Origin of the sequence: Streptomyces durmitorensis (genome assembly GCF_023498005.1) — a bacterium.
Taxonomy (GTDB): Bacteria; Actinomycetota; Actinomycetes; order Streptomycetales; family Streptomycetaceae; genus Streptomyces; species Streptomyces durmitorensis.
Genome location: NZ_CP097289.1, coordinates 892,757 through 912,892, shown reverse-complemented (window position 1 = coordinate 912,892; position 20,136 = coordinate 892,757). Strand labels below are relative to the sequence as shown.

The 20,136-nt window shown below is 70.2% G+C and carries 20 protein-coding genes and 1 pseudogene; 10 read left to right on the top strand and 11 right to left on the bottom strand.

The features are described from left to right. Window positions 1-70: 70 nt before the first annotated feature. A complete protein-coding gene (locus M4V62_RS03960) occupies window positions 71-484 on the top strand; it encodes a hypothetical protein (RefSeq protein WP_249585798.1) in 414 nt (137 codons plus the stop codon). Further along, window positions 481-645: a hypothetical protein gene (locus M4V62_RS03955; RefSeq protein ID WP_249585797.1), complete on the top strand. Its 165-nt coding sequence runs from the start codon at window positions 481-483 to the stop codon at window positions 643-645. The genes M4V62_RS03960 and M4V62_RS03955 overlap by 4 nt, the downstream gene beginning before the upstream one ends. Window positions 646-870: 225 nt before the next feature. Here M4V62_RS03955 and M4V62_RS03950 read toward each other — a convergent pair whose 3' ends face one another. Continuing rightward, window positions 871-1,485, bottom strand: a complete 615-nt coding sequence (locus M4V62_RS03950; RefSeq protein ID WP_249585796.1) for a GntR family transcriptional regulator — start codon at window positions 1,483-1,485, stop codon at window positions 871-873. Window positions 1,486-2,019: 534 nt separating this feature from the next. Here M4V62_RS03950 and M4V62_RS03945 point away from each other — a divergent pair. Beyond that, window positions 2,020-2,544, top strand: a pseudogene (locus M4V62_RS03945) (MFS transporter); the annotation flags it as partial. Between the two features lie 63 nt (window positions 2,545-2,607). After that, window positions 2,608-3,156 (top strand): isochorismatase family protein, encoded by a 549-nt coding sequence (locus M4V62_RS03940; RefSeq protein WP_249585795.1) that lies wholly within the window; start codon window positions 2,608-2,610, stop codon window positions 3,154-3,156. A gap of 44 nt (window positions 3,157-3,200) precedes the next feature. Here M4V62_RS03940 and M4V62_RS03935 read toward each other — a convergent pair whose 3' ends face one another. The 4 genes from M4V62_RS03935 to M4V62_RS03920 all read right to left on the bottom strand — a co-directional run bounded on the left by M4V62_RS03935 (window position 3,201) and on the right by M4V62_RS03920 (window position 7,369). Further along, the gene (locus M4V62_RS03935) at window positions 3,201-3,989 is read right to left on the bottom strand and encodes a GNAT family N-acetyltransferase (protein ID WP_249585794.1); all 789 of its coding nucleotides are present in this window, start codon (window positions 3,987-3,989) and stop codon (window positions 3,201-3,203) included. A 67-nt stretch (window positions 3,990-4,056) separates the two neighbouring features. Beyond that, window positions 4,057-5,097, bottom strand: a complete 1,041-nt coding sequence (locus tag M4V62_RS03930; RefSeq protein ID WP_249585793.1) for a 3-oxoacyl-[acyl-carrier-protein] synthase III C-terminal domain-containing protein — start codon at window positions 5,095-5,097, stop codon at window positions 4,057-4,059. A 107-nt stretch (window positions 5,098-5,204) separates the two neighbouring features. Beyond that, entirely contained in the window at window positions 5,205-6,026 is an 822-nt protein-coding gene (locus M4V62_RS03925) for an MmyB family transcriptional regulator (RefSeq protein ID WP_249585792.1), read from the bottom strand. A gap of 455 nt (window positions 6,027-6,481) precedes the next feature. Then, window positions 6,482-7,369: a Gfo/Idh/MocA family protein gene (locus tag M4V62_RS03920; RefSeq protein ID WP_249585791.1), complete on the bottom strand. Its 888-nt coding sequence runs from the start codon at window positions 7,367-7,369 to the stop codon at window positions 6,482-6,484. A gap of 222 nt (window positions 7,370-7,591) precedes the next feature. Between M4V62_RS03920 and M4V62_RS03915 the strand changes: the two genes are divergently transcribed. From M4V62_RS03915 to M4V62_RS03905, 3 genes are all read left to right on the top strand, one after another. Then, entirely contained in the window at window positions 7,592-9,070 is a 1,479-nt protein-coding gene (locus M4V62_RS03915; RefSeq protein ID WP_249585790.1) for an MFS transporter, read from the top strand. 22 nt (window positions 9,071-9,092) lie between these two features. Beyond that, on the top strand, window positions 9,093-9,698 hold the full coding sequence (locus M4V62_RS03910) for a TetR/AcrR family transcriptional regulator (protein WP_249592689.1): 606 nt from the start codon (window positions 9,093-9,095) through the stop codon (window positions 9,696-9,698). A gap of 137 nt (window positions 9,699-9,835) precedes the next feature. Continuing rightward, entirely contained in the window at window positions 9,836-10,282 is a 447-nt protein-coding gene (locus M4V62_RS03905; RefSeq protein WP_249585789.1) for a cupin domain-containing protein, read from the top strand. Here M4V62_RS03905 and M4V62_RS03900 read toward each other — a convergent pair. Beyond that, window positions 10,255-11,217, bottom strand: coding sequence for a DMT family transporter (locus tag M4V62_RS03900; protein WP_249585788.1), 963 nt, complete (start codon window positions 11,215-11,217; stop codon window positions 10,255-10,257). The genes M4V62_RS03905 and M4V62_RS03900 overlap by 28 nt on opposite strands. A 181-nt stretch (window positions 11,218-11,398) precedes the next feature. Between M4V62_RS03900 and M4V62_RS03895 the strand changes: the two genes are divergently transcribed. Then, complete coding sequence (locus M4V62_RS03895; RefSeq protein ID WP_249592688.1) at window positions 11,399-11,974, top strand: TetR/AcrR family transcriptional regulator; 576 nt, start codon at window positions 11,399-11,401, stop codon at window positions 11,972-11,974. A gap of 176 nt (window positions 11,975-12,150) precedes the next feature. After that, complete coding sequence (asnB, locus tag M4V62_RS03890) at window positions 12,151-13,992, top strand: asparagine synthase (glutamine-hydrolyzing) (RefSeq protein WP_249585787.1); 1,842 nt, start codon at window positions 12,151-12,153, stop codon at window positions 13,990-13,992. Between the two features lie 3 nt (window positions 13,993-13,995). Here asnB and M4V62_RS03885 read toward each other — a convergent pair whose 3' ends face one another. The 4 genes from M4V62_RS03885 to M4V62_RS03870 form a co-directional block, all read right to left on the bottom strand. Continuing rightward, window positions 13,996-14,325 (bottom strand): plasmid mobilization protein, encoded by a 330-nt coding sequence (locus M4V62_RS03885; protein ID WP_249585786.1) that lies wholly within the window; start codon window positions 14,323-14,325, stop codon window positions 13,996-13,998. 241 nt (window positions 14,326-14,566) lie between these two features. Then, on the bottom strand, window positions 14,567-15,235 hold the full coding sequence (locus M4V62_RS03880) for a formylglycine-generating enzyme family protein (RefSeq protein ID WP_249585785.1): 669 nt from the start codon (window positions 15,233-15,235) through the stop codon (window positions 14,567-14,569). Between the two features lie 14 nt (window positions 15,236-15,249). After that, window positions 15,250-16,470: an RNA polymerase sigma factor gene (locus M4V62_RS03875; protein ID WP_249585784.1), complete on the bottom strand. Its 1,221-nt coding sequence runs from the start codon at window positions 16,468-16,470 to the stop codon at window positions 15,250-15,252. Window positions 16,471-16,481: 11 nt separating this feature from the next. After that, window positions 16,482-16,898: a YciI family protein gene (locus M4V62_RS03870; protein ID WP_249585783.1), complete on the bottom strand. Its 417-nt coding sequence runs from the start codon at window positions 16,896-16,898 to the stop codon at window positions 16,482-16,484. Window positions 16,899-17,097: 199 nt separating this feature from the next. On the opposite strand from M4V62_RS03870, the gene M4V62_RS03865 reads away from it, so the two are divergent. Beyond that, window positions 17,098-17,904, top strand: coding sequence for an isocitrate lyase/PEP mutase family protein (locus M4V62_RS03865; protein ID WP_249585782.1), 807 nt, complete (start codon window positions 17,098-17,100; stop codon window positions 17,902-17,904). Window positions 17,905-17,932: 28 nt separating this feature from the next. On the opposite strand, the gene M4V62_RS03860 is transcribed toward M4V62_RS03865, so the two are convergent. Further along, a complete protein-coding gene (locus M4V62_RS03860) occupies window positions 17,933-20,110 on the bottom strand; it encodes an MMPL family transporter (RefSeq protein WP_249585781.1) in 2,178 nt (725 codons plus the stop codon). Window positions 20,111-20,136 lie beyond the last annotated feature (26 nt).

Below are 20,136 nucleotides of genomic sequence, written 5' to 3'. Positions count from 1 at the left end.
AACCCGAACTCGCAGGCACCCCGAACCGTCAGTTCGGGTTGTGCGGACGCCCTGCCACTAGCTTCTGCGCATGACCAGCGGAAATGCACCCTACGTGCCAGGACCGGCAGGAACCCGGATCGTGGCCGCCGGAGTCGACTGGGATGCCGTCAAAGTCGTCCGGTCCTTCGGTCTCCAAGCCCTCGACCGGATAGCAGAACCTGGCGCGGTCGTCGTCGACCCCAGCGCGGCTGCTCCCGCCGTGTACTTCTTCGTGCACCCCGGCACCACGGAAGGGTGGGATGTGCCGCAGTCCACGGCGCTGAGTGCCACCAACCACGTGACCCTGCCGCCGGAGGACAGGGTGATGCCGCCCGGCCCGTACTGGCTCACCTCGCCAGCCCAGGGCCGCCTCCACACCGATACGGCGTTGCTGCGGGCCGCCCTCGAACACGTCACCGGGCCGCGGCCAGTGTGGAACCCGAGGATGGAGCACTTCGCATGACCGCACCCAAGTACGCGCGCACCGAGATCCGCGGCCTGTGCTGGGATCAGAAGCCTGACGACGTCTGGCACTGCACGCACGAGCAGGACCACGAAGGCGACCACTTCCACGCCTACAGCAAGACCCGGTGGCCGAACCTGGTGCGGCAGAAGCAGGGATGAGACTCCCGCACGCGGCGGATCAGGCGGCGGGGCGGGCTGTATGGGCGTTCAGTACCGGAAAGCACTCCCCACGGCTTGACCAGCGGTGATTGCTTCACACGGGGCACGAACGGAATGCTCGTGAATATGCCTGCTGCAGTCTTTCCACAGACAGATATATGCATTTCAATGGTCAATCAGACGCCAAGTCCTGGACGTTGCACCCAGACCCCGTGCAGCGTTCAGTCAGCCACTCAGGCGGATCCGCCACCTGTCCATCGGCAGGATCAGGTCCGCAGTCTCAACGGGGGTTCCATGCGCATCGAGCCGGGTCCGCACCACGCGCAACGCCAAGGTGTCTACCAGCAGTCCCAGCGCATGAGCCTGATCCGCACCGAGCGGCACCACGTCGAGCTCGGCGCTGAACGCGACGTGAGGCTGGCGGCGGCCACGCCACCAGGTGCTGGCGAGCAGCGCCGAACGGCCGCCTGGATCCAGGCACTCGACGGTCTCGTGCTGCAGCATCGTCCGTACCGGGACACCAAGGCGCTCGGCCAGCTCTTCCGTGGCGGGGCGCGGGCGGGTGTCGGTGGTCTCGCTGGAGTACGGCCAGACGGCGTCGGCGTCGGTGAGAGTGCGCACAGCAGGAGGATGCGCGACAACGACCTGCTTCCGCTCCTCGCCCTCGAGGGCGCCGGTTCGCCGCAGGAGCGTGTAGGCGAGGTTGACGGTCTCGTGGTGCACGCCGTACTCGCCGGCCATGACGCGCCGCGAGGGCAGTGATTCGCCGGTGCGCCATTCGCCGTTGGCGATGCGGTGGCGGATGTCGTCAGCGATGCGCCTGTAGCGCGCTTCTGGCATCCGGACCCCTGGCGTCGATCACGTTGATCATGACGTGAGGTCTGAAGCTACGAATGCGGTCCCTGGCTGGTTATAACCAGCGCAGGTCGATGGCCTGGCGTATGCCAGGAGCAACTGAAAAGTGAGCTTCGGGGCGGCGGAATTTCAGGGCCCGCCTCCCCGAAGGGGTCGTCGTCGGCCCGTCGTACCCCTGTAGCGGGCTCGACGGCGGCTCCGCTTTACCCCGTGGCACATGCCACGTATCCACCCGAACGAGTGACCTATTAGCCGTGCTCCCTGTATAGGCCAGTCGTTGACCATTCAAGCCGGAGCCGGAGTCGGTCCCTCACCCCCAAGGTGTGCAAGACGACTCCGGCTCCGGTCCTTCTATTACGCCCCGGACGGTGTTGGCGCTCAGGTCCGGGAGAGAATGGGAGACCGATGGGAGATGATCAATGCGACATGCCGCGTGGAACCGCTAGATGCGGCTAACTTCCGCGAGGTCAGTACCGGGCTTATCCAGCTCACAGCCTGGAGCCTCAAGGTGAACAGCCCTACCTTGTCGTGTACTGCGTGATGTACGGCTTCACCCAGTGGCTGGAGGAGGCGCGCGGCCTCTCGTCCCTCCACACCGGGCTCGTCATGCTCCCCATGTCGCTTGCCGCGCTGGTCTGTTCACTGCTCGGCGCCCGTACGAAGGGCATCCGTGCCCCGCTGGGCATCGCCTCCGTCCTCCTCGTCGTGGGCGGCGCGCTGCTCTTGTTCACCTCGGGCACCACGCCGCTCGCGGTGCTCCTCCTGGCCGGCGCCTGCTTCGGCATCCCGCAGGGCCTGATGGGCACCAGCAACCAAGCGGCCGTGCAGAGTTTCGCCCCGCCCGACGCGATCGGCTCCGCCGCCGGGCTGCAGCGCACGGCCCAGTACATCGGCGCCATCGCCGCGTCCGGCCTGATCGGCCTCGCCTACGGGCAGCCGGCCGACGACGCCGGACTGCACCTGATGGCAGCCGTGGGCACCGTCCTCGCGCTCGCCCTGGTCGCCCTGACCCTCACGGACCGGGCCCTGCGCGCCCGCCCCTGACCAACTCCCAACTCCCGACTCCCGACTCCCAGGCCCCACCCACGCAAGAGAGAGATCCGCACCATGACTGCCACCACCCTGGACCCCACCACGGCCCTCGTCCTCGTCGACCTCCAGAAGGGCATCACCGCCCTGCCCACGGCCCACCCCGCCGCACAGATCGTCGAACGGTCCGCCCGCCTCGCCGGCGCCTTCCGCGAGCGCGGTCTGCCCGTCGTCCTGGTCCGGGTCACCGGCGGTGCCCCCGGCCGCACCGAAGGCCCCGCCCGTGGCGGCGACGTGCCCGCGGACTGGGCGGACCTGGTGCCCGAACTCGGCCGCCAGGACAGCGACATCGTCGTCACCAAGCAGCAGTGGGGCGCCTTCTACGGCACCGACCTCGACCTCCAGCTGCGCCGCCGCGGCGTCACCCAGGTCGTAATCGCCGGCATCGCGACGAGCATCGGTGTCGAGTCGACGGCCCGCGCGGCACACGAGCACGGCTACCACGTCACGGTCGCCGTCGACGCGGTGACCGACATGGACGCGGACGCGCACGCCAACAGCGTGGAGAAGATCTTCCCGAGGCTCGGCGAGACCGACACGGCGGAGGCGATCGCGAAGCTGCTGTAGGCGGCTTCACGGCACGTACACGTGGCTAAGGCGCGTACACGTCTCTACGGCGTATACACGTACGGCGTCGTCACACTCAGCGGCACGAACCCGAGGCGCTCGAGGATCGGGCGGCTGTCGTCGGTGGCGTCCACCTGGAGGTAGCGGTAGCCGCGCTCCGCGGCGATGCGGGCGCGGTGGGCGATCAGGGCCCGGTAGATGCCCTTGCCCCGCCACTGCGGCGCGGTACCGCCGCCCCAGAGGCCGGCGAAGTCGGTGCCCGGGCAGAACTCCATCCGCGCCGAGCTGACCGGTTCGTCGCCCGCCATCGCGACCACCGCGACGAGGGTGTCCGGGGTCTCGGTCAGCTGGGTCAGGACCCGCTTGGCGAGGCGTTCGCCGAGTCCCGAGCCGTCCTCGCCGAACGCCACCTCGTGGGCGTCCGCCATCAGTTGCACCCCGGAGGCGTCCGTCACCGGGAGCAGGCGTACCCCTTCGGGCAGTACGGGCTCCGTGGGCAGGTCGGCGACCTCGGCCACCAGCACGGTCTCCGGCGGCTCGGGGACGAAGCCCGCGGCCCGCAGGCGGTCGGCGAGATCGGCGGGGCGGTCGTGGGAGTGCAGCTTCCACTCGAACTCGCGGCCGAGAGCGGTGTAGTGGCGCACCTGCTCGGCGATGACGGCGTCCGCCGTGGTCGCGTCGATATCCGCCCAGTGGACGCCGTTCCAGTCGTGTTCCGCGCCGGTCTGCCGGACGACGGCCCCGGCTCGTTCGACGCGCGCGCCGGGGCTGTCCGTGTGGGCGTCGCGCCGGAGCTGCCGGTCGTACGCCGCGAGTACCGCTTCGTGGTCCATGCGGGCACTTCAGCAGCGGCGGTGGGGCGTGGCAACCGAATTAGCGAGCGGGTCGGCGTGCTGCCGGTCATGCCTGCCAGTGACAGCGCAGCCCTGCGGTGACGAAGCCTGGGCCGAAGGCCACGGCGGTGCCGTGCGAACCGTCGGCCGGCGGGGCGGCGTGAGTGCGTTCAAGCACTCGGAAGATGCTGGCAGCGCCCATGTTGCCCTCATCGGTAAGCGTGTCCACGGAGTGGCGGGTTTTGTCGGCATCGAGGCCGAGTGCCTGCGCGGTGTCAGAGATGATGCGATGGCTCCCGGGGTGAATCACCGCGAAGTCGACCGGCTGCGGCCCGAGCCAGTCCATGAGTGAGGGGAGGACGGCGGCAGCCGTGGACGGCGCCTGCTTGGTGGAATCGAAATGCATCCCGGAGGCGTCGAGTCGGCCCCTGTACCGATCGAGGCTGTCGGGCAGGGTGTGCTCGAAGCTGTCTTCGATGGCCAAGCCGGAGGTCAGCGGAGCGCCGGTGACGACGACGGCGCCCGCGGCGTCCGCGAACAACGCCTTGTAGATCATCGATTCCATGGTGGTGGCGCAGTGGTTGTACGAGGTGGAGAGGACTTCCGCCGCCACGACCAGGACCTTGCTGTCCGGACGAGCGGCGACGAGGTCCGACGCTCGGATGAGGCTCTGGACGCCCCCGGCACAGGCAACGGTCGTCAGCGCGACGCGGCGCACCGTGGGGCGCAGGCCGAGCCGGGCGATGAGGTGCACGTCGAGGTTGGGGACGGCCCAGCCGGTGGAGTGCGTGGTGACGATGGCGTCGATGTCTTGCGCCGTCAGCCCGGCCGCATCGAGGGCTGCGGTGGCTGCCTGCTCGGACATCGCGACGGCATCGTCGAATGCGGCCTGTGTGCGCTCGTGGACGCCGGCCGTTCCGGAGACGGTGGGGGAGGCGAGGGGGCGGCTGAAATGGCGGGTGCGTACACCGCAGTTGCCCACGACGCGCAGGACCGCGGTGAGCCGCGGGTGCTCGTTGTGGTGGGAGCGTATGTCGTCGACTATCTCGTCGGTGGTGACTTTGTGCGAACCGAACACAGTTCTAGGACTGGAGACGAAGGCAGGCACGGTTGCTCCCACGAGGTTAGGGCAGGCTGGGTGCCGTTCAACGTACTCGACGGGGATGAATTCTTACCCCCCTTGCCTCCGCGAGAAACGGGCAGGCTGCCCCACCTTCAGTTGGCCCGCAGGACCGGCGCCCGTGTGTGGTTGCGCTGAACGCCCGCCTTGAATATCAGGATGAACAGCCTCGAACCGGGCGCTGCCATGGGCTGTGCCGCGCAGATCGACACCCAGCCCGGCCCTTGTTCCGCGTGCCTCAGGGGGCGCTCGTGCCCGTCAGGGTGGATCAGGGCGCCGTCGACCTCGTACAGGGTGGCCATCTCGGGGTCGGTGAGGACCTCTTTCTCGATCTGGCGGAGGATCTCGTCGTCGGGCCGGGCCGTGAGCGCGGCGCGCAGCTGCGGCAGCACCATGGGCGCCCACGAGTTGCGCCAGTCCGTCAGTGATTCACGGCCGTTGCGGTCGAGGAGCATCCATCGCATGGTGTTGCTCGGAACGTTGCCCTGGGCGAACAGGGCGGCGAAGGCGTCGTTGTACGCGAGCAACTCCCAGGACGCGTCGGTGACGTAGGCCATGTGACTGATGCCGTCCACGGCCTCCTGCCACACGCCGGCTATCTCTTTGCCGGATGACGAGTACAGGGGGCCGGGTGGCTCCTGAGCCAACGCGTACCGGCACAGAGAAGCCCATTCCTGCTCGTTCAACCCGAACAGCCGCGCCACGTCCCGCAGGAACGCGGTCGGCGGATTGGGGTAACTGCCCGACTCCAGGCGGTGATACGTCCCGATGGCCCGGTGCAGCAGCTGGTCGACCTGGTGCTGGGAGAGGCCGCGGGCCCGTCGCCCCTGGCCCGTGGGGCGGCTGAAGCCGTGCGATTCGGGGGCAATGAGGGCGCGTCGTTCGCGGAGCAGAGCGCGGAGCGCCGTCTTGTTCATGGTGGGTAATCCCTCTTGGTGCACGCCGAGTTGAGCATCAGCAGTCTAAATATTCTCACCAGCTTTGGTAGTAAAGATTGCCCGAAGAAAAACGATCAGTCGATGCTGCATCATGGGCGGAGCGGGACCACCGACCTGCGAGTTCCATCGTCGGTGGGCACGCGGACACAAGTGTGGGGCATCTTGACCGGGGAGCTTGAAATTGGCTGAAATTCCTCGGCGTTGGGTACCCCCTCGGCCCATTGGGTCGCTGCGAGAAGAGTATGGATCGCTTGTTCGTATTCCGATGCGTGTGGTCGGAAACGTCGCACTCGGGACGTACGGCGCATGACTTCCCGCATCGGTTCCTGGGTCCACTGGCTGCGGCCGGTGCCGTCACTCGCCATTACGTAGCGGCCACGGTACCGGCCGCCCGCGGTTGTCCCGGGCGGTTCAGCCAGTTGGTGACCATCGGCTCATCCGGCCGGAAGTTGTTCCTCGGCCTGGGCCAGGATCTCCGTCACGCGCAGTCCGAACCGCACGTCGCAGGCGTGCGGCCGTCCGGACCGCACCGAATCGACGAGTGCGTCGACCGCCGAGCCGAACGCGTCGAGCGCCCCGCCCCCCGACGGCATCAGCGCCGTCCCTGCCTCGCCGCGCAGCTCCACCGTCACCCCCGAAGCCTTCGCCGGCGTGGTCAGGCTCAGCGTCGCCGTGCTCGAAGCCCCGCCGGTGTGCCGCAGGATCACATGGACCAGATCCGCCTGGCCGGCCGCAGCCGTCACGTCCGTGACATCGCCGAGCACCGGCATCAGGACGGACAGGGCGTGCGGGCCGACGTCCCACAGGCCGCCCCGCTGCGCCCGCCACGGCGAGGAGAACGGGCTGGTCCCGTCCGGTGAGTAGAACGAGCCGTACCAGTCGGCGCGCCCCGTGAACCAGCCCTCCGTCGCCGCCTGCTCCGACACCCAGGCCGACGTCGGCCCCGCGAAGCGCAGCGTGAAGAACACCACGGACGCCACCCGGGCCGCCTCGGCCGCCGCCGCGAGGTCACGCGCCGCGGCCACCGTCGTCGCCACCGGCTTGTCCAGGAGCAGATGACAGCCCGCCGCCGCGGCCCGCGCGGCCAGCGGCGCCTGCACGTCCGGCGGCACGGCGAACGCCACGGCGTCGCTCGCGGCGAACAGTTCGTCCACGTCCGCGTATGCCGTGGTCCCGTGCGCGGAGGCCAGCGCGTCCGCCGCGTCGGGCCGGCGTCCCCATGCGCCGCTGAACTCCACGTCCGGGTGCGCGGCGAGCGCCGGAGCGTGCGTGGACGAGGCCCAGGGGCCCGTGCCGACCAATCCAATTCGCAACATCTTCATGGGTCGCATTATGGCTGACTCCATACCGTCGCGGGCTGCGACGGCCAGTGCGCACAAGGCAGTTGGCCGCTCTTCGCGGTTGTGCCCACATCGCGGATGGCTTGATTCCGTATCCGGCCTCATCGGCCGTGAAAGCCCATTCACCCGCTATGGTGAATTCTCATTCACTTCGTTTCGTCCGCCCATCGCTTCTCTGCACTTCGTGTCCGCGCTGGAGTGATCATGAAGCTCGTCCCGATTTCTTCCGCAGATAGCGCAGGCATATGCGCCCGCCTGACGGTCCCGGTCCTGGCCTTCGGTGGCATTCTCATGGCGATCACGCAGACGGTGGTCGTGCCGCTGCTCCCCGATCTGCCCCGCCTGACGGGGAGTTCACCGGGCGCGGTGTCCTGGCTGGTCACCGCCACCCTCCTGGCCGGCGCCGTTCTCACGCCCGTGCTGGGCCGGGCGGGCGACATGTACGGCAAGCGTCGGGTGCTGCTCGCCGCGCTCGGCCTGATGACCGTGGGCTCGACGCTGTGCGCGCTCACCTCCGACATCCGGCTGCTGATCGCGGCCCGCGCGCTGCAGGGCGCCGCAGCGGCCGTCGTACCGCTGTCGATCAGCATCCTGCGGGACGAACTCCCCCCGGAGCGCACCGGATCGGCGGTGGCGCTGATGAGCTCGACGGTCGGGATCGGGGCGGCGCTCGGCCTGCCGCTGGCCGCGCTGATCGTGCAGTACGCGGACTGGCACGCCATGTTCTGGGCCACGAGCGCGCTGGGCGCCATCGGACTCGCCCTCGCCTGGTGGACCGTACGCGAGTCGCCCGTCCGCTCTCCCGGGCGCTTCGACACGTGGGGTGCGCTGGGCCTCGCCGCGGGTCTTGTCTGCCTTCTGCTCGCGGTGTCGCAGGGCGGTCAGTGGGGGTGGGGCAGCGCGCCCGTGCTCGGACTGTTCGGTGGTGCCCTCGTCGTCCTTGCCGTGTGGTGCCGACAGCAACTCCGGTCGAAGCAGCCCCTGGTGGATCTGCGTCTGGCCGCCGGGCGGCGCGTGGCGCTGCCGCATGTGGCGGCGCTGCTCGCCGGTTTCGCCTTCTACGCCAACTCGCTTGTCACCGCCCAGCTGGTGCAGGCGCCCGTCGCCAGCGGCTACGGCCTCGGCCTCTCGATCGTGGCGACCGGGCTCTGCCTGCTGCCCAACGGCGTGATCATGCTGGTGCTCTCGCCCGTGTCGGCCCGTGTCTCCACCGCGTACGGCGCCCGCGTGACGCTGGCGATCGGGGCGGGCGTCATCGCGCTCGGCTATGTCGTGCGCATCGTCGACAGCCGCCACCTGTGGGTGATCATCCTGGGGGCGGCCGTGGTCTCGGTGGGCACGACGTTCGCGTACTCGGCCCTGCCCACCCTGATCCTGCGGGCGGTGCCCCTGTCGCAGACCGCGTCGGCGAACGGCGTGAACGTCCTGATGCGCACGATCGGGCAGAGCGTGTGCAGCGCGGCGGTCGCCGCCGTGCTCGTGCGGCACACCACCGTGCTCGACGGGGTGCATGTGCCGACCCTGCCCGGCTACCGGCTGGCCTTCGCCATGGCCGGAACCGTCGCACTCGTCGCCTGCGCCGCGGCCGTCGCCATACCCTCGGACCCATCGCCGGACGGCCCGCGGCGGACCGCCGGCCGGCCAGGACCCCTGCAGGAGACGGCCCTGGAAGGAAGGAGCTGACGCCTTGAACACCTCTGACGCCATGACCGCAAGGGCCTTTGGCGCGGCACCGGAACCCGGGGCGTGTGCCACTGGACCCGCCCGCCGCGACGCCGAGGCGACGAAGGCCGCCATCATCCGTGCCGCCCGCTACCTCCTCGCCCGGCACGCGCACGCCGACATCACGCTCAAGGCGGTGGCTGAACGGGCCGGTGTGAGCCCGCCGTTGATCCTCAAGTACTTCGGCAACAAGGACGCGCTCTTCGCCCGCATCATGTCCTTCGAGGCCGACGCCGATGCCCTGCTCGACGCGCCCCTCGCCGCACTGGGCCGCCACATGGTCCACCACCTGCTGACCGGCCAGGCGGAGCACGGCGCCGACCCCATCCTGCGGATCGTCTTCGCCCCGCTCCACCGTGAACAGGGCGACACCCTGCGCACCAACTTCCGTACGCAGGTGGTGGAGCGGCTCCGCGAGCGCCTCGAAGGGCCGGACGCGGGCGTGCGCGCGGAGCTCGCGGTGGGCACGCTGCTCGGTCTGGGCGTGATGTACGGAATAGCCCGCGGACCGCACGTGCGCGGCACGCCGATCGACGAGATCACCGAGCGGTACGCGCCCACCGTGCAGGCCTTCCTCACCCCTCCGTGAGGAACCCTCCATGAGGAACCCCTCCGTGAGGGCGACGTCCGCCGCGCGCCTCCTCGCCACGCTCCGGGTGGGCCCGCTCGTCGACGTACAGTCCCTGGAGGCGAGGAATCCGTAGACCTCCGGAACGGAGAGCACGCATGAGTGACGCGACTGAACGCCCGGCCCTGGCAAGCGAGTTGGGCATGGAGCCGCACCCCGAAGGGGGCTGGTTCGTCGAGACCTGGGTGTCGGACCAGTCCTTCACGCCCCGGGGCTACCCAGGCCCGCGGTCCGCGGCCACCGCCATCTACTTCCTGCTCTGCCCGGGAGAGGAGTCCCGCTGGCACGCGGTGCGCTCCGACGAGATCTGGCTCTGGCACCGCGGCGGCCCGCTGGACCTGCGTCTGGGAGGTGACGGCGAACTCCCGAAGGAGGGCGCGGCGCCCATGCGGCTCGGCCCGGGGGTCGAGCACGGCGAGCGCCCGCAGATCCTGGTGCCGGGCGGTGTGTGGCAGGCGGCGCGCCCGGCCGGTGACGATCCTGTCCTGGTGAGCTGCGTCGTCGCGCCCGGCTTCGACTACGCGGACTTCCGGCTGGCGGACTGACGCGGCGCGGTCCGCGCTGCTTGCGCGGCCGTGGACGCGTCCCGCGGCGAGCACACCACCGTGGCCGCCGGTTCCTTCCCCCGGTGCACGACGGCGACCGCCGCGAGCCCGACCGCGAGGCCCAACGCCGTCTGTACGCCGAAGGGTTCGCCGAACATCAGGGCGCCCCACAGCGCCGTCACCGGAGCCATCAGGAACATGAGCGTGTTGACCTGCGTGACCCCGGAGCGCCGCAGGATCAGCCAGTAGAGCCCGTACCCGCCGAAGGTGGAGAGCGTCACCAGCCAGCTGATGGCCACCCAGAACGACGCCTCCGCCGGCGGCACCGCGGCGCCCGCGCCCACGGCCAGCGCCGTGAAGATGACGGCGCTGGTCACGCAGTGGACTGTCATGGAGACCGCCGGGGCGACCTGACGGGGGGAGCGGCGGTCCAGGAAGGTCGCCGCGACCAGCGAGAACATCCCGAGGAACGGCACCAGATAGGCCCACCAGGGAGCGTCCGTGCCGCCCGTGGCGTCCGCCGCGGTCACGATGACGACCCCGGTCACGCCGAGCCCGAGGCCCACCCACTGCGTGCGCGAGACGTACTGGCCGAGCAGCGGCCCGGCCAGGGCGCCCGCGACCAGCGGCTGGGTGCCGTCGATCAGGGCGGTGGTGCCGCTGGAGACGCCGAGTTGTATCGCGTAGTACACGGTGAGCAGATAGCCGCTCTGCGACAGCGCCCCGACCGCCGCCTGCCGCAGCGCGTCGCGTGCCGTGAGCCCGCGCCAGGACGCCCGCGCCACGGTGAGGGCGACGAGGGCGAGCACGAGAGCCAGCGGCAGGAAGCGCCACATCAGGACCGTCACCGCGGAGGCGCTGCCGGCGCCCAGTTTGGCCCCGATGAAGCCGGAGCTCCAGGTCAGTACGAACGCGATCGAGAGCAGGACGTTCATGGCGGTCCTCCGATGGCGGCTGAGGTCCCGACAGGGCCGTCGGGAGCGGACGGCAGAGTAAACCGATCTGTCTACTCCTCCTCGACTATACAGATCGGTTTACTATGGGGGTATGGGTGACAGGGTGAGTGAGATCGCGAAGGCCGCCACGGGCTCCACGAGCGCGCCGCGGAGGATCGTCATGACGCCGGGTGCGCGGCGCGCCCTGGACGCCGCGAGCGCGCTGTTCTACGACCGCGGCATCCATGCCGTCGGCGTGGACCTCATCGCCGCCGAGGCCGGGGTCACCAAGAAGACGCTGTACGACCGGTTCGGCTCCAAGGAGCAGATCGTCGTCGAGTATCTGGCGGCCCGCGACGAGCGCTGGCAGGCATTCCTCGCTCCGTACGTCGAGGCCGCGACCGCCCCGCGGGCCAGGATCCTGGCCGTTTTCGACGCCTCGCGCGACTGGGCCGACACGAACAGCGTCAAGGGGTGCAGCATGGTCAACGCGCACGCCGAGATCAGCGACCCCACGCACCCCGCGTATCAGGTCATCACCGGCCAGAAGGCCTGGATGCTCGCCCTGTTCACCGGGCTCGCCCGCGACATCGCTCCCCGGAGGGCGGCGAAGCTCGGCCGGACGCTCATGCTGCTGCATGAGGGCGCCCTGGTCGCGCACGGTCTGCGCATCTTCCCGGACGCGATCGGCCGGGCCCGCGACGACGTGGCGGCGCTGCTGCGTGACGCGCTCCGGGCTGCCCACGCCGCCGAGTGAAAGCGCAGGTGGGAGCCCCTTTGGAGAACTCTTTGCCGTTGGCCGGAATGTGCCGTTCCGTGTTACCGGCTCATTGACCGTACGCAGTCGCGAGGCGCACGCTCGCCGTATAGCTGCTATCTACACCTAGTTCGTCGGGTGGAAGCGCAGAGGCAGCGTGAAGCAGGAGGTAGCGCATGTGTGGCATTACTGGCTGGGTCTCCTTCGACCGTGATCTGCGGTCCGTCTCCGGCACCTTGGACGCGATGACCGAGACGATGTCCTGCCGCGGCCCCGACGACCGCGGCACCTGGATCGAGGGCCCTGCCGGACTGGGGCACCGCAGGCTCGCCATCATCGACCTGCCCGGCGGGCGCCAGCCCATGACCGCGCGCATGCCGCGCGGCACCGTCGCCCTCGTCTACTCGGGGGAGACCTACAACTACACCGAACTGCGCCGCGAACTGACCGGGCGCGGCCACCGGTTCACCACCGACTCCGACACCGAAGTCGTCCTGCGCGGCTACCTTGAGTGGGGCGAGGCGGTCGCCGAACGGCTCAACGGCATGTACGCGTTCGCGGTGTGGGACGGCAGGGACGACAAGCTCGTCATGATCCGCGACCGGATGGGCATCAAGCCCTTCTACTACTACGAGACCCCGGACGGCGTCCTCTTCGGCTCCGAGCCCAAGGCGATCCTCGCCAACCCGCTGGCCCGCGCCCGGGTGAACGCCGACGGTCTGCGGGAGCTCTTCACCTTCGTCAAGACGCCCGGCCACGCCGTGTGGGACGGCATGCGCGAGGTCGAGCCCGGCACCGTCGTGACCGTCGACCGCTCAGGCCTGCGCCGTCACGTCTACTGGCGCCTGGAGACCCGGCCGCACCCCGACGGCCGCGATGAGTCCGTCGCCAAGGTGCGCGAGCTCCTCGACGACATCGTGCGCCGCCAGCTCGTCTCGGACGTGCCGCGCTGCACGCTGCTCTCCGGCGGCCTCGACTCCTCGGCGATGACCGCGATCGCCGCGCGTCAACTCGGCGAAGCGGGCGAGACCGTACGCAGCTTCGCCGTCGACTTCGTCGGCCAGAGCGAGAACTTCGTCGCCGACGCGCTGCGCTCCACCCCGGACACGCCCTATGTGCACGACGTGGCCAAGGCCTCCGGCACCGATCACCGCGACATCGTCCTGGACTCGCACGCCCTCGCCGACCCCGAGGTCAGGGCCAAGATGATCCGCGCCCGTGACCTGCCCATGGGCTTCGGCGACATGGACGCCTCGCTCTACCTCCTCTTCCGGGCCATCAGGGAACACTCGACGGTCGCGCTCTCCGGGGAGTCCGCGGACGAAGTCTTCGGCGGCTACCTCCAGTTCTTCGACGAAGAGGCGCGCAACGCCGACACCTTCCCCTGGCTGGTGAAGTTCGCCGAGCACTTCGGCGACGACGCGGACGTCCTGCGCCCGGACCTGACCGCGGCCCTCGACCTCCCCTCGTACATCCAGAAGAGTTACGACACGGCGGTCGCCGGCATCCGACGCCTCGACGGCGAGAGCGACTTCGAGTACCGGATGCGGAAGATCTCCCATCTGCACCTGACCCGGTTCGTACGCGTCCTGCTCGACCGCAAGGACCGCGCGAGCATGGCCGTCGGCCTTGAGGTGCGGGTGCCGTTCTGCGACCACCGCCTGGTCGAGTACGTCTACAACGCGCCCTGGTCCCTGAAGTCCTTCGACGGCAGGGAGAAGAGCCTCCTGCGGGAGGCGACCGCGGACGTCCTGCCGCGCTCCGTGTACGACCGCGTGAAGAGCCCCTATCCCTCCACGCAGGACCCCAAGTACGCGACCGCCCTCCAGGAACACGTCAAGGACCTCCTCGCCAAGCCCGACCACCCGGTCTTCGACCTGGTCGACCGTGACCGGGTGGCGCGGGCCGCGGGACGCGACGTACCGCAGATCACCCAGGCGTCCCGGCGTGGCCTCGAACGCACGCTGGACCTGGCGCTCTGGCTCGACCTGTACGAGCCGGAGATCAGCTTGACCTGAGCGTCACTGCCCCGAGCAGCTGCGGACCGTCGGCTGCGGTGGGACCCGCTCCTCGTCAGGGGCGGGCTCCACCGCGGCCGCGAGCGTGTCCAGGAAGCGCTGGAGCGCGGGTGCGCCACCAGGGCCCAGGCTCCGGCGGACGGGCGGCACGGCCGCCGGAGCGCCGGAGCCGCGCCGGGCGCCGGTGGTGGGGCAGGGGAGTTCCGTGGCGTCGACGGTCGCGGCCCGGCGTATGAACTCATCGACCGGGAGCCCGAGCTGGTCCGCGTTGCGCTGGACCGCTTCGTACTCGTCGGGTGTGAACAAGACCTGCACAGGCTTGGCACCGTCCATGAACGCATGATGCCGTCCGGGGGGTGCGCCGCGCGGTGCGGTTGGCATATTCGCGCTCGAAGGCGTGAAACGGAACGGGATGGACATGTCCGGTCGGAAAGAGAGGTAGGCCCCGACCGGACGGGGGAATCGCGATCGGGACCTACGTACTGTTCAACGGTGAACCAATAGCCTGTGTTCCCAGGTCGGACCCTTGTTCCTGTGAGCTGCGTTACGTGCCGGTCGGTGTCGGGAGGTGTACTTACCGCCACCTCGGCTCGCGGTCGGCGGGGGAGCGCGCGACGCGGAACCCCACGTCGTCGATCCGGAACGTCGGGTGGCTGCGGCGCCGCACCGAGGCCCGGCAGCTCCAGTGCTCGTCGAACCAGCCACCGCCACGGAGCACCCGATAGGTGCCGTACACCTCGGGGTCGTAGAGGTCCCAGCACCACTCCCACACATTGCCCAGCATGTCGTACAGGCCCCACGCGTTGGCCTGCTTGCCGCCCACGTCGTGGATCCGTCCGGAGCCGTTGCCGCCGTGCCAGGCGATCTCGTCGAGCGGCCCGTACCGCGCACCGGCCGTGCCGGCCCGGCACGCGTGCTCCCACTCGGCCTCGGTCGGCAGCCGGTAACCGTCGGCGGACACGTCCCACTCGGCACCCTCACCATCGGCGGGGAGACGATAGGCGGGCGCCAGCCCCTCACGCAGGGACAGGGCGTTGCAGAACCGGACCGCGTCCAGCCAGGAAACGCCCTCGACGGGCAACCGGTCGCCGTGCGCGGTGCTCGGCCGCTCGCCGGTGACCTGCGCGTACAGCTCCTGGGTGACGGGGAACGCCGCGAGTTCGTGGGCCGCGACCTCCACCGGCCAACTGCGCCGTGTCCGCCGGTCCGACAGCGTCACCTGACCGCCCGGGACGCTGATCATCATGCTCTCCGTGCTCAGGTCGACGACAGGCGAGCCGCACGCATCTGCAGGTAGCGGGTCTCGGGGATGCTCAGCGTACGCTTGGCCGCCAACTGGTAGGCCGCCTGGGCCGCTTCGGTGTCGCCCGCCCGCTCCAGGAGATGGGCGCGCACGGCATCGAGCCGGTGATGGCCCGCCAACCGGCCCTCCAGAGACGCGACTTCGGCGAGCCCGGCCCGCGGCCCGTGCACCATCGCGAAGGCCACGGCCCGGCTGAGTTCGGCCATCGGGTCGCGCGTGCGGCGTACGAGGATGTCGTACAGGGCCAGGATCTGCGGCCAGTCGGTGTCGTCGGCGCGCGCCGCCTCGTCGTGCAGCGCGGCGATCGCCGCCTGCAACTGGTAGGCGCCCGCGGAGCCTTGGGACAGGGCCTTCTCGACCAGGGCGCAGCCCTCGTCGATCGCGCGCCGGTCCCAGCGCGAGCGGTCCTGTTCGTCGAGCGGGATGAGCTCCCCGTGGGGGCCGGTGCGAGCTGCGCTGCGGGCCTCGGTGAGCAGCATGAGCGCGAGAAGGCCGGTCACCGCGCCCTCCTCGGGCAGCAGGGTGCGCACGGCCCGGGTCAGCCGGATCGCCTCGCGCGCCAGATCGGAGCGGTGCAGAGCACTGCCCGATGTCGCCGTGTAGCCCTCGTTGAAGATGAGGTAGAGCACCTGAAGGACGGCCGCGAGCCGCTGATCACGGTCCTCGGGGCCCGGCTGCCGAAAGGGCACCCCCTTGACCTTGGCCTTCGCCCTGCTGATCCGCTGCGCCATCGTCGCCTCGGGCACGAGATGGGCGCGGGCGATCTCGGCCGTGGTCAGACCGCCGACCGCGCGCAGCGTCAGCGCGACCTGAGCGGCCGCACTCAGCCCCGGATGGCAGCACAGGAAGAGCAGCGTCAGGGTGTCGTCGTCGGAGGGCGCGCGGCTCTCGCCCGGCGCGGGTGCCGTGAAGGTGTCCCGGGGCGACAGCTGGGCGGCCTCCTCCTCACGTCTGCGCCGGGCCTCGTCACTGCGCAGCTGATCCGTCAGGCGCCGCGAAGCGACCCTGATCAGCCAGCCGCGAGGGTTCTCGGGAACGCCCTGCTCGGGCCACTGCCGGGCCGCGGCGAGCAGCGCCTCCTGCACTGCGTCCTCGGCCTCGCCGAAGTGCCCGTACCGGCGCACGAGCGCGCCGAGGACCTGCGGCGCGTGCAGGCGCAGCAGGTCCTCGACCAAGGCTTCGCTGTTCAGGATGCGTCGTCGGGGCCACCCATGATGGGGCGGATCACGACGGGGTAGTTGGGCGCGCCCTCGGGGATCGGGCACTGCTGGATGCGATTCGCGATCTCCGTGACCCGGTCGAGGCTCGCGCAGTCCAGGACCCAGTACCCGGCGAGCACTTCCTTCGTCTCGCCGTAGGGACCGTCCGTGATGACCGGGCGGCCGTCCTTGTCCACGTCGACCAGACGGGTCTGCGCGGGCTCGGCCAGGCCCTGACCGTCGACGATCTCGCCGGACTCGGCCAGATCGTCGTTGAGTGCGCCCATGAAGGCGAACATCGCCTGCAGGTCCTTCTCGCTCCAGGCCGGGCTGGTCGCGTTCCCCTTGCCGCTCTGCGCCTCGTAGTCCGCCTGCGTTCCCTGAACCATCACCAGATACTTCATGATGTCGCTCCTCCGCTGTGCGGTGGTCACCCCTTGTGGGCAACTCTCACAGGGGACGTCGGAGCGGACGACCCGTTCTCGACATTACGCCGGAACAATTTTCCCGCCCTGTCGGAAGGCCTGCCCGGCCGCCGCCCCACCCCTCGCCCACCAGGACGTTTCGGTGGTCGCCGAATCGACGCGCAGCTACGGTCCGCGCATGACGTACGCACAGCGAGCCGACCAGTTCCGCGCCCTGCACCGCACCGGCGCACCCCTGCTGCTGCCCAACGCCTGGGACCACGCCTCCGCCGCCGCGCTCGCCCACGGCGGCTTCCCGGCGATCGGCACGACCAGCCTCGGCGTGGCGGCGGCCGCGGGCAAGGCGGACGCCATGGGCGGCACACGGGAGGAGACCCTGCACCTGGCCCGCGGCCTGGCCCGGCTGCCCGCGCTGATCACCGTGGACATCGAGGGCGGCTTCGGCGAGCGGCCCCAGGAGGTCGCGGCCCTCGCCGCGGAACTGGTCGGGGCGGGTGTCGTGGGCGTGAACATCGAGGACGGGCGCCCGGACGGGACGCTGGCCGACACGGCCTCGCAGTGCGAGCTGATCCGCGCCGTCAAGGAGACGGCGCCGGATCTCTTCGTCAACGCGCGCACGGACACCTACTGGCTGCACGCCGGGGGACAAGGGGAGACCGAGCGCCGGGCCGACGCCTACCGGCAGGCGGGCGCCGACGGCCTGTTCGTCCCCGGGCTCCAGGACGAGAAGGTCATCGCAGGTCTTGTCGCGGGGATGGCCGGCCCCCCGCTGAACATCCTCTTCGCGTCCGGCGCCCTCACCTACCGGCGTCTGGCGGAGCTCGGCGTGCGCCGCGTGAGCAGCGGCTCGCTGCTCTTCCGTGCCGCCCTGCACGGAGCCGTCGAGGCGGCGCGCTCGATCGCCGAGGGCCTCGCCGTGCCGGACGGCATGCCCTCGTACGCGGACGCGCAGGCGCTCTCCGCGGCGTACGGCAAGGGCGACTAGGCGGCCAGGCGACTAAGCGACTAGGGGATTAGGGGCGCACTCCGTCCGCATCCGACTCGCCGTCCACGTCCGGCCTTTCGCCCTCGCCGTGGCGCGTGCCGCCGCCGTTGCGCTTCTGGTCCCCGTGGCCCGGCCACCACGCCGCGTGCCCGATGAGGGCCGTCAGCGCGGGCGTGAAGATCATCGCCATGACGAAGGCGGCGATGAGGATGCCGAAGGAGAGGGAGAAGCCCATCTGGGAGAGCGTCGAGTTGCCCGCGAGCATCAGTGTCGCGAACGTGCCCGCAAGGATCACGCCCGCCGAGCCGATCGTCGGGCCCGAGTGGCGCACCGCCGTGCCGGCCGCGTCGTGCGGGGTACGGCCCTCGCGGGCCTCCTCGCGCAGGCGCGACACCATCAGGATGTTGTAGTCCGTGCCGAGTGCGACCACGAACAGATACATGATCACCGGCAGCATGAACATCAACCCCGGCTGGCTGCCGATCTGTTGGAACAGCAGCGAGGTCGCGCCCAGGGTCGCGCCGAAGCCGAGGGCGACGGACAGCATCAGGTACCAGGGCGCCACCAGGCTCCGCAGCAGCAGGCCGAGGATGACCATGATGGCCAGCGCCGCCACCGGGAAGACCACCGAGTAGTCGCGGTCCACCGCCTTGTTGATGTCGACGTACACCGCCGTCGTCCCGCCGACGAGTGCCTCGGTGCCGGGCGGGGCGTCCTCGTGGGCGGTCGGGCGCAGGCGGTCCTTGACGGTCTCCAGGGCCTTGTCGGACGCGGGCGGGTCCGAGAGCACCACGGAGAACGACGCCGTGGAGCGGTCCGTGCTCAGACGGGGAGCGGAGACCTCGCCCACGCCCTGGATGTCGTCCAGCTGTCCCCGGAAGGCGGCGGTGCGCGCCGCGGGGAGCGGTCCGTCGTCCGTCGACGTGAGGTAGACGAAGGTCGGGTCGGTGGTGCCCGCGGGGAAGCCCTTCTGGAGATCCTTCAGGGCGACCATGGACTCCTTGTCCTTGGGCAGCGAGGATCCCGCCAGGTCGAAGTTGGCCCGGTATCCGAGGGCGCCGAGCGTGAGCGCGCCCATGAACAGCGCCGACACCAGGGCCCAGACGGCGGGCTTGCGGGCGATGGCCTTGCCGAGCCGCGCGAATCCGGTGCCCTGCGGCTCCCGCTGCCACGACTTGGAGGGCCAGAACACCTTCGTGCCGAGCAGCGAGACGACGGCGGGGACCAGCGTGAGCCCGGCGAGCAGCGTCACGAAGACCGCGATCGCCAGGGCCGGGCCCATCGACCGCAGCATCCCGAGCGAGGAGAGCGTGAGCGCGGCGAACGCGACGATGACGGCGCCCGCCGCCGAGGTGATCGCCTCGCCGACCCGCTCGACGGCATGCACCATGCCGCCCTTGGGATCCTCGCCCGCCCGCAACGCCTCTCGGTAGCGGAAGAGCAGGAACAGGATGTAGTCCGTGCCGACGCCGAACAGGACGACGGTGAGGAGTTCCTGGATGGAGGAGTCGGCCTTCATGTCGAAGGCCTTGTTCGCGGAGGCGATCAGACCGGTCGCCATCGGCGAGATGAGGCCGATCAGGACGACGGGCAGCAGCGCGATGATCGGGCTCCGGAAGATCACCAGGAGCAGCACGATGATGATCACGATCGTGCCGACCCCGACGAGCAGTCCCGCCCGCTCCGACGCGTCGCTCTCGTCGAGCGCCTGCGCGGCGGAGCCGGTGATCCCGGCGGACAGGTCCGTGCCCTTCAGCTCGGGCTTGAGATCGGACCGCAGGTCTTCGACCGCGTCCTGCTGTGCGGTGTCCTCGGGGTTGGTGATCTTCGGCATCGCGACGACCGACGTCTGCACCAGCTTGTTCGGCGAGACCGCGCCTGGCACGACCGCCTGCACCTCGGGGATCTTCTTGGCCTGGAGATCCTTGGAGATGCGGGCGACGTCCGCGGAGTCGGCGGCCGTCAGCTTTCCGCCGTCGGAGCGCTGGAAGACGATGATCGCGCCGACGTTCTGCTGTTTGGGGAACTCCGCTTCCTGCACGTCCGCCGCGCGGATGGACTCGTAATGGTCCGGCAGGAAGCTTGCCTCGTCGCTGCTTGAGGTGAGTTTCGGCGCCAGGGAGATCACGGCGCCGGCCGCCACGACCCACGCCAGGATGATCCACCACGGGCGACGGACCACGAATCGGCCCAGGCCAGAGAACATGCTGCTGCCTCTCCCTCGCCCCCGAG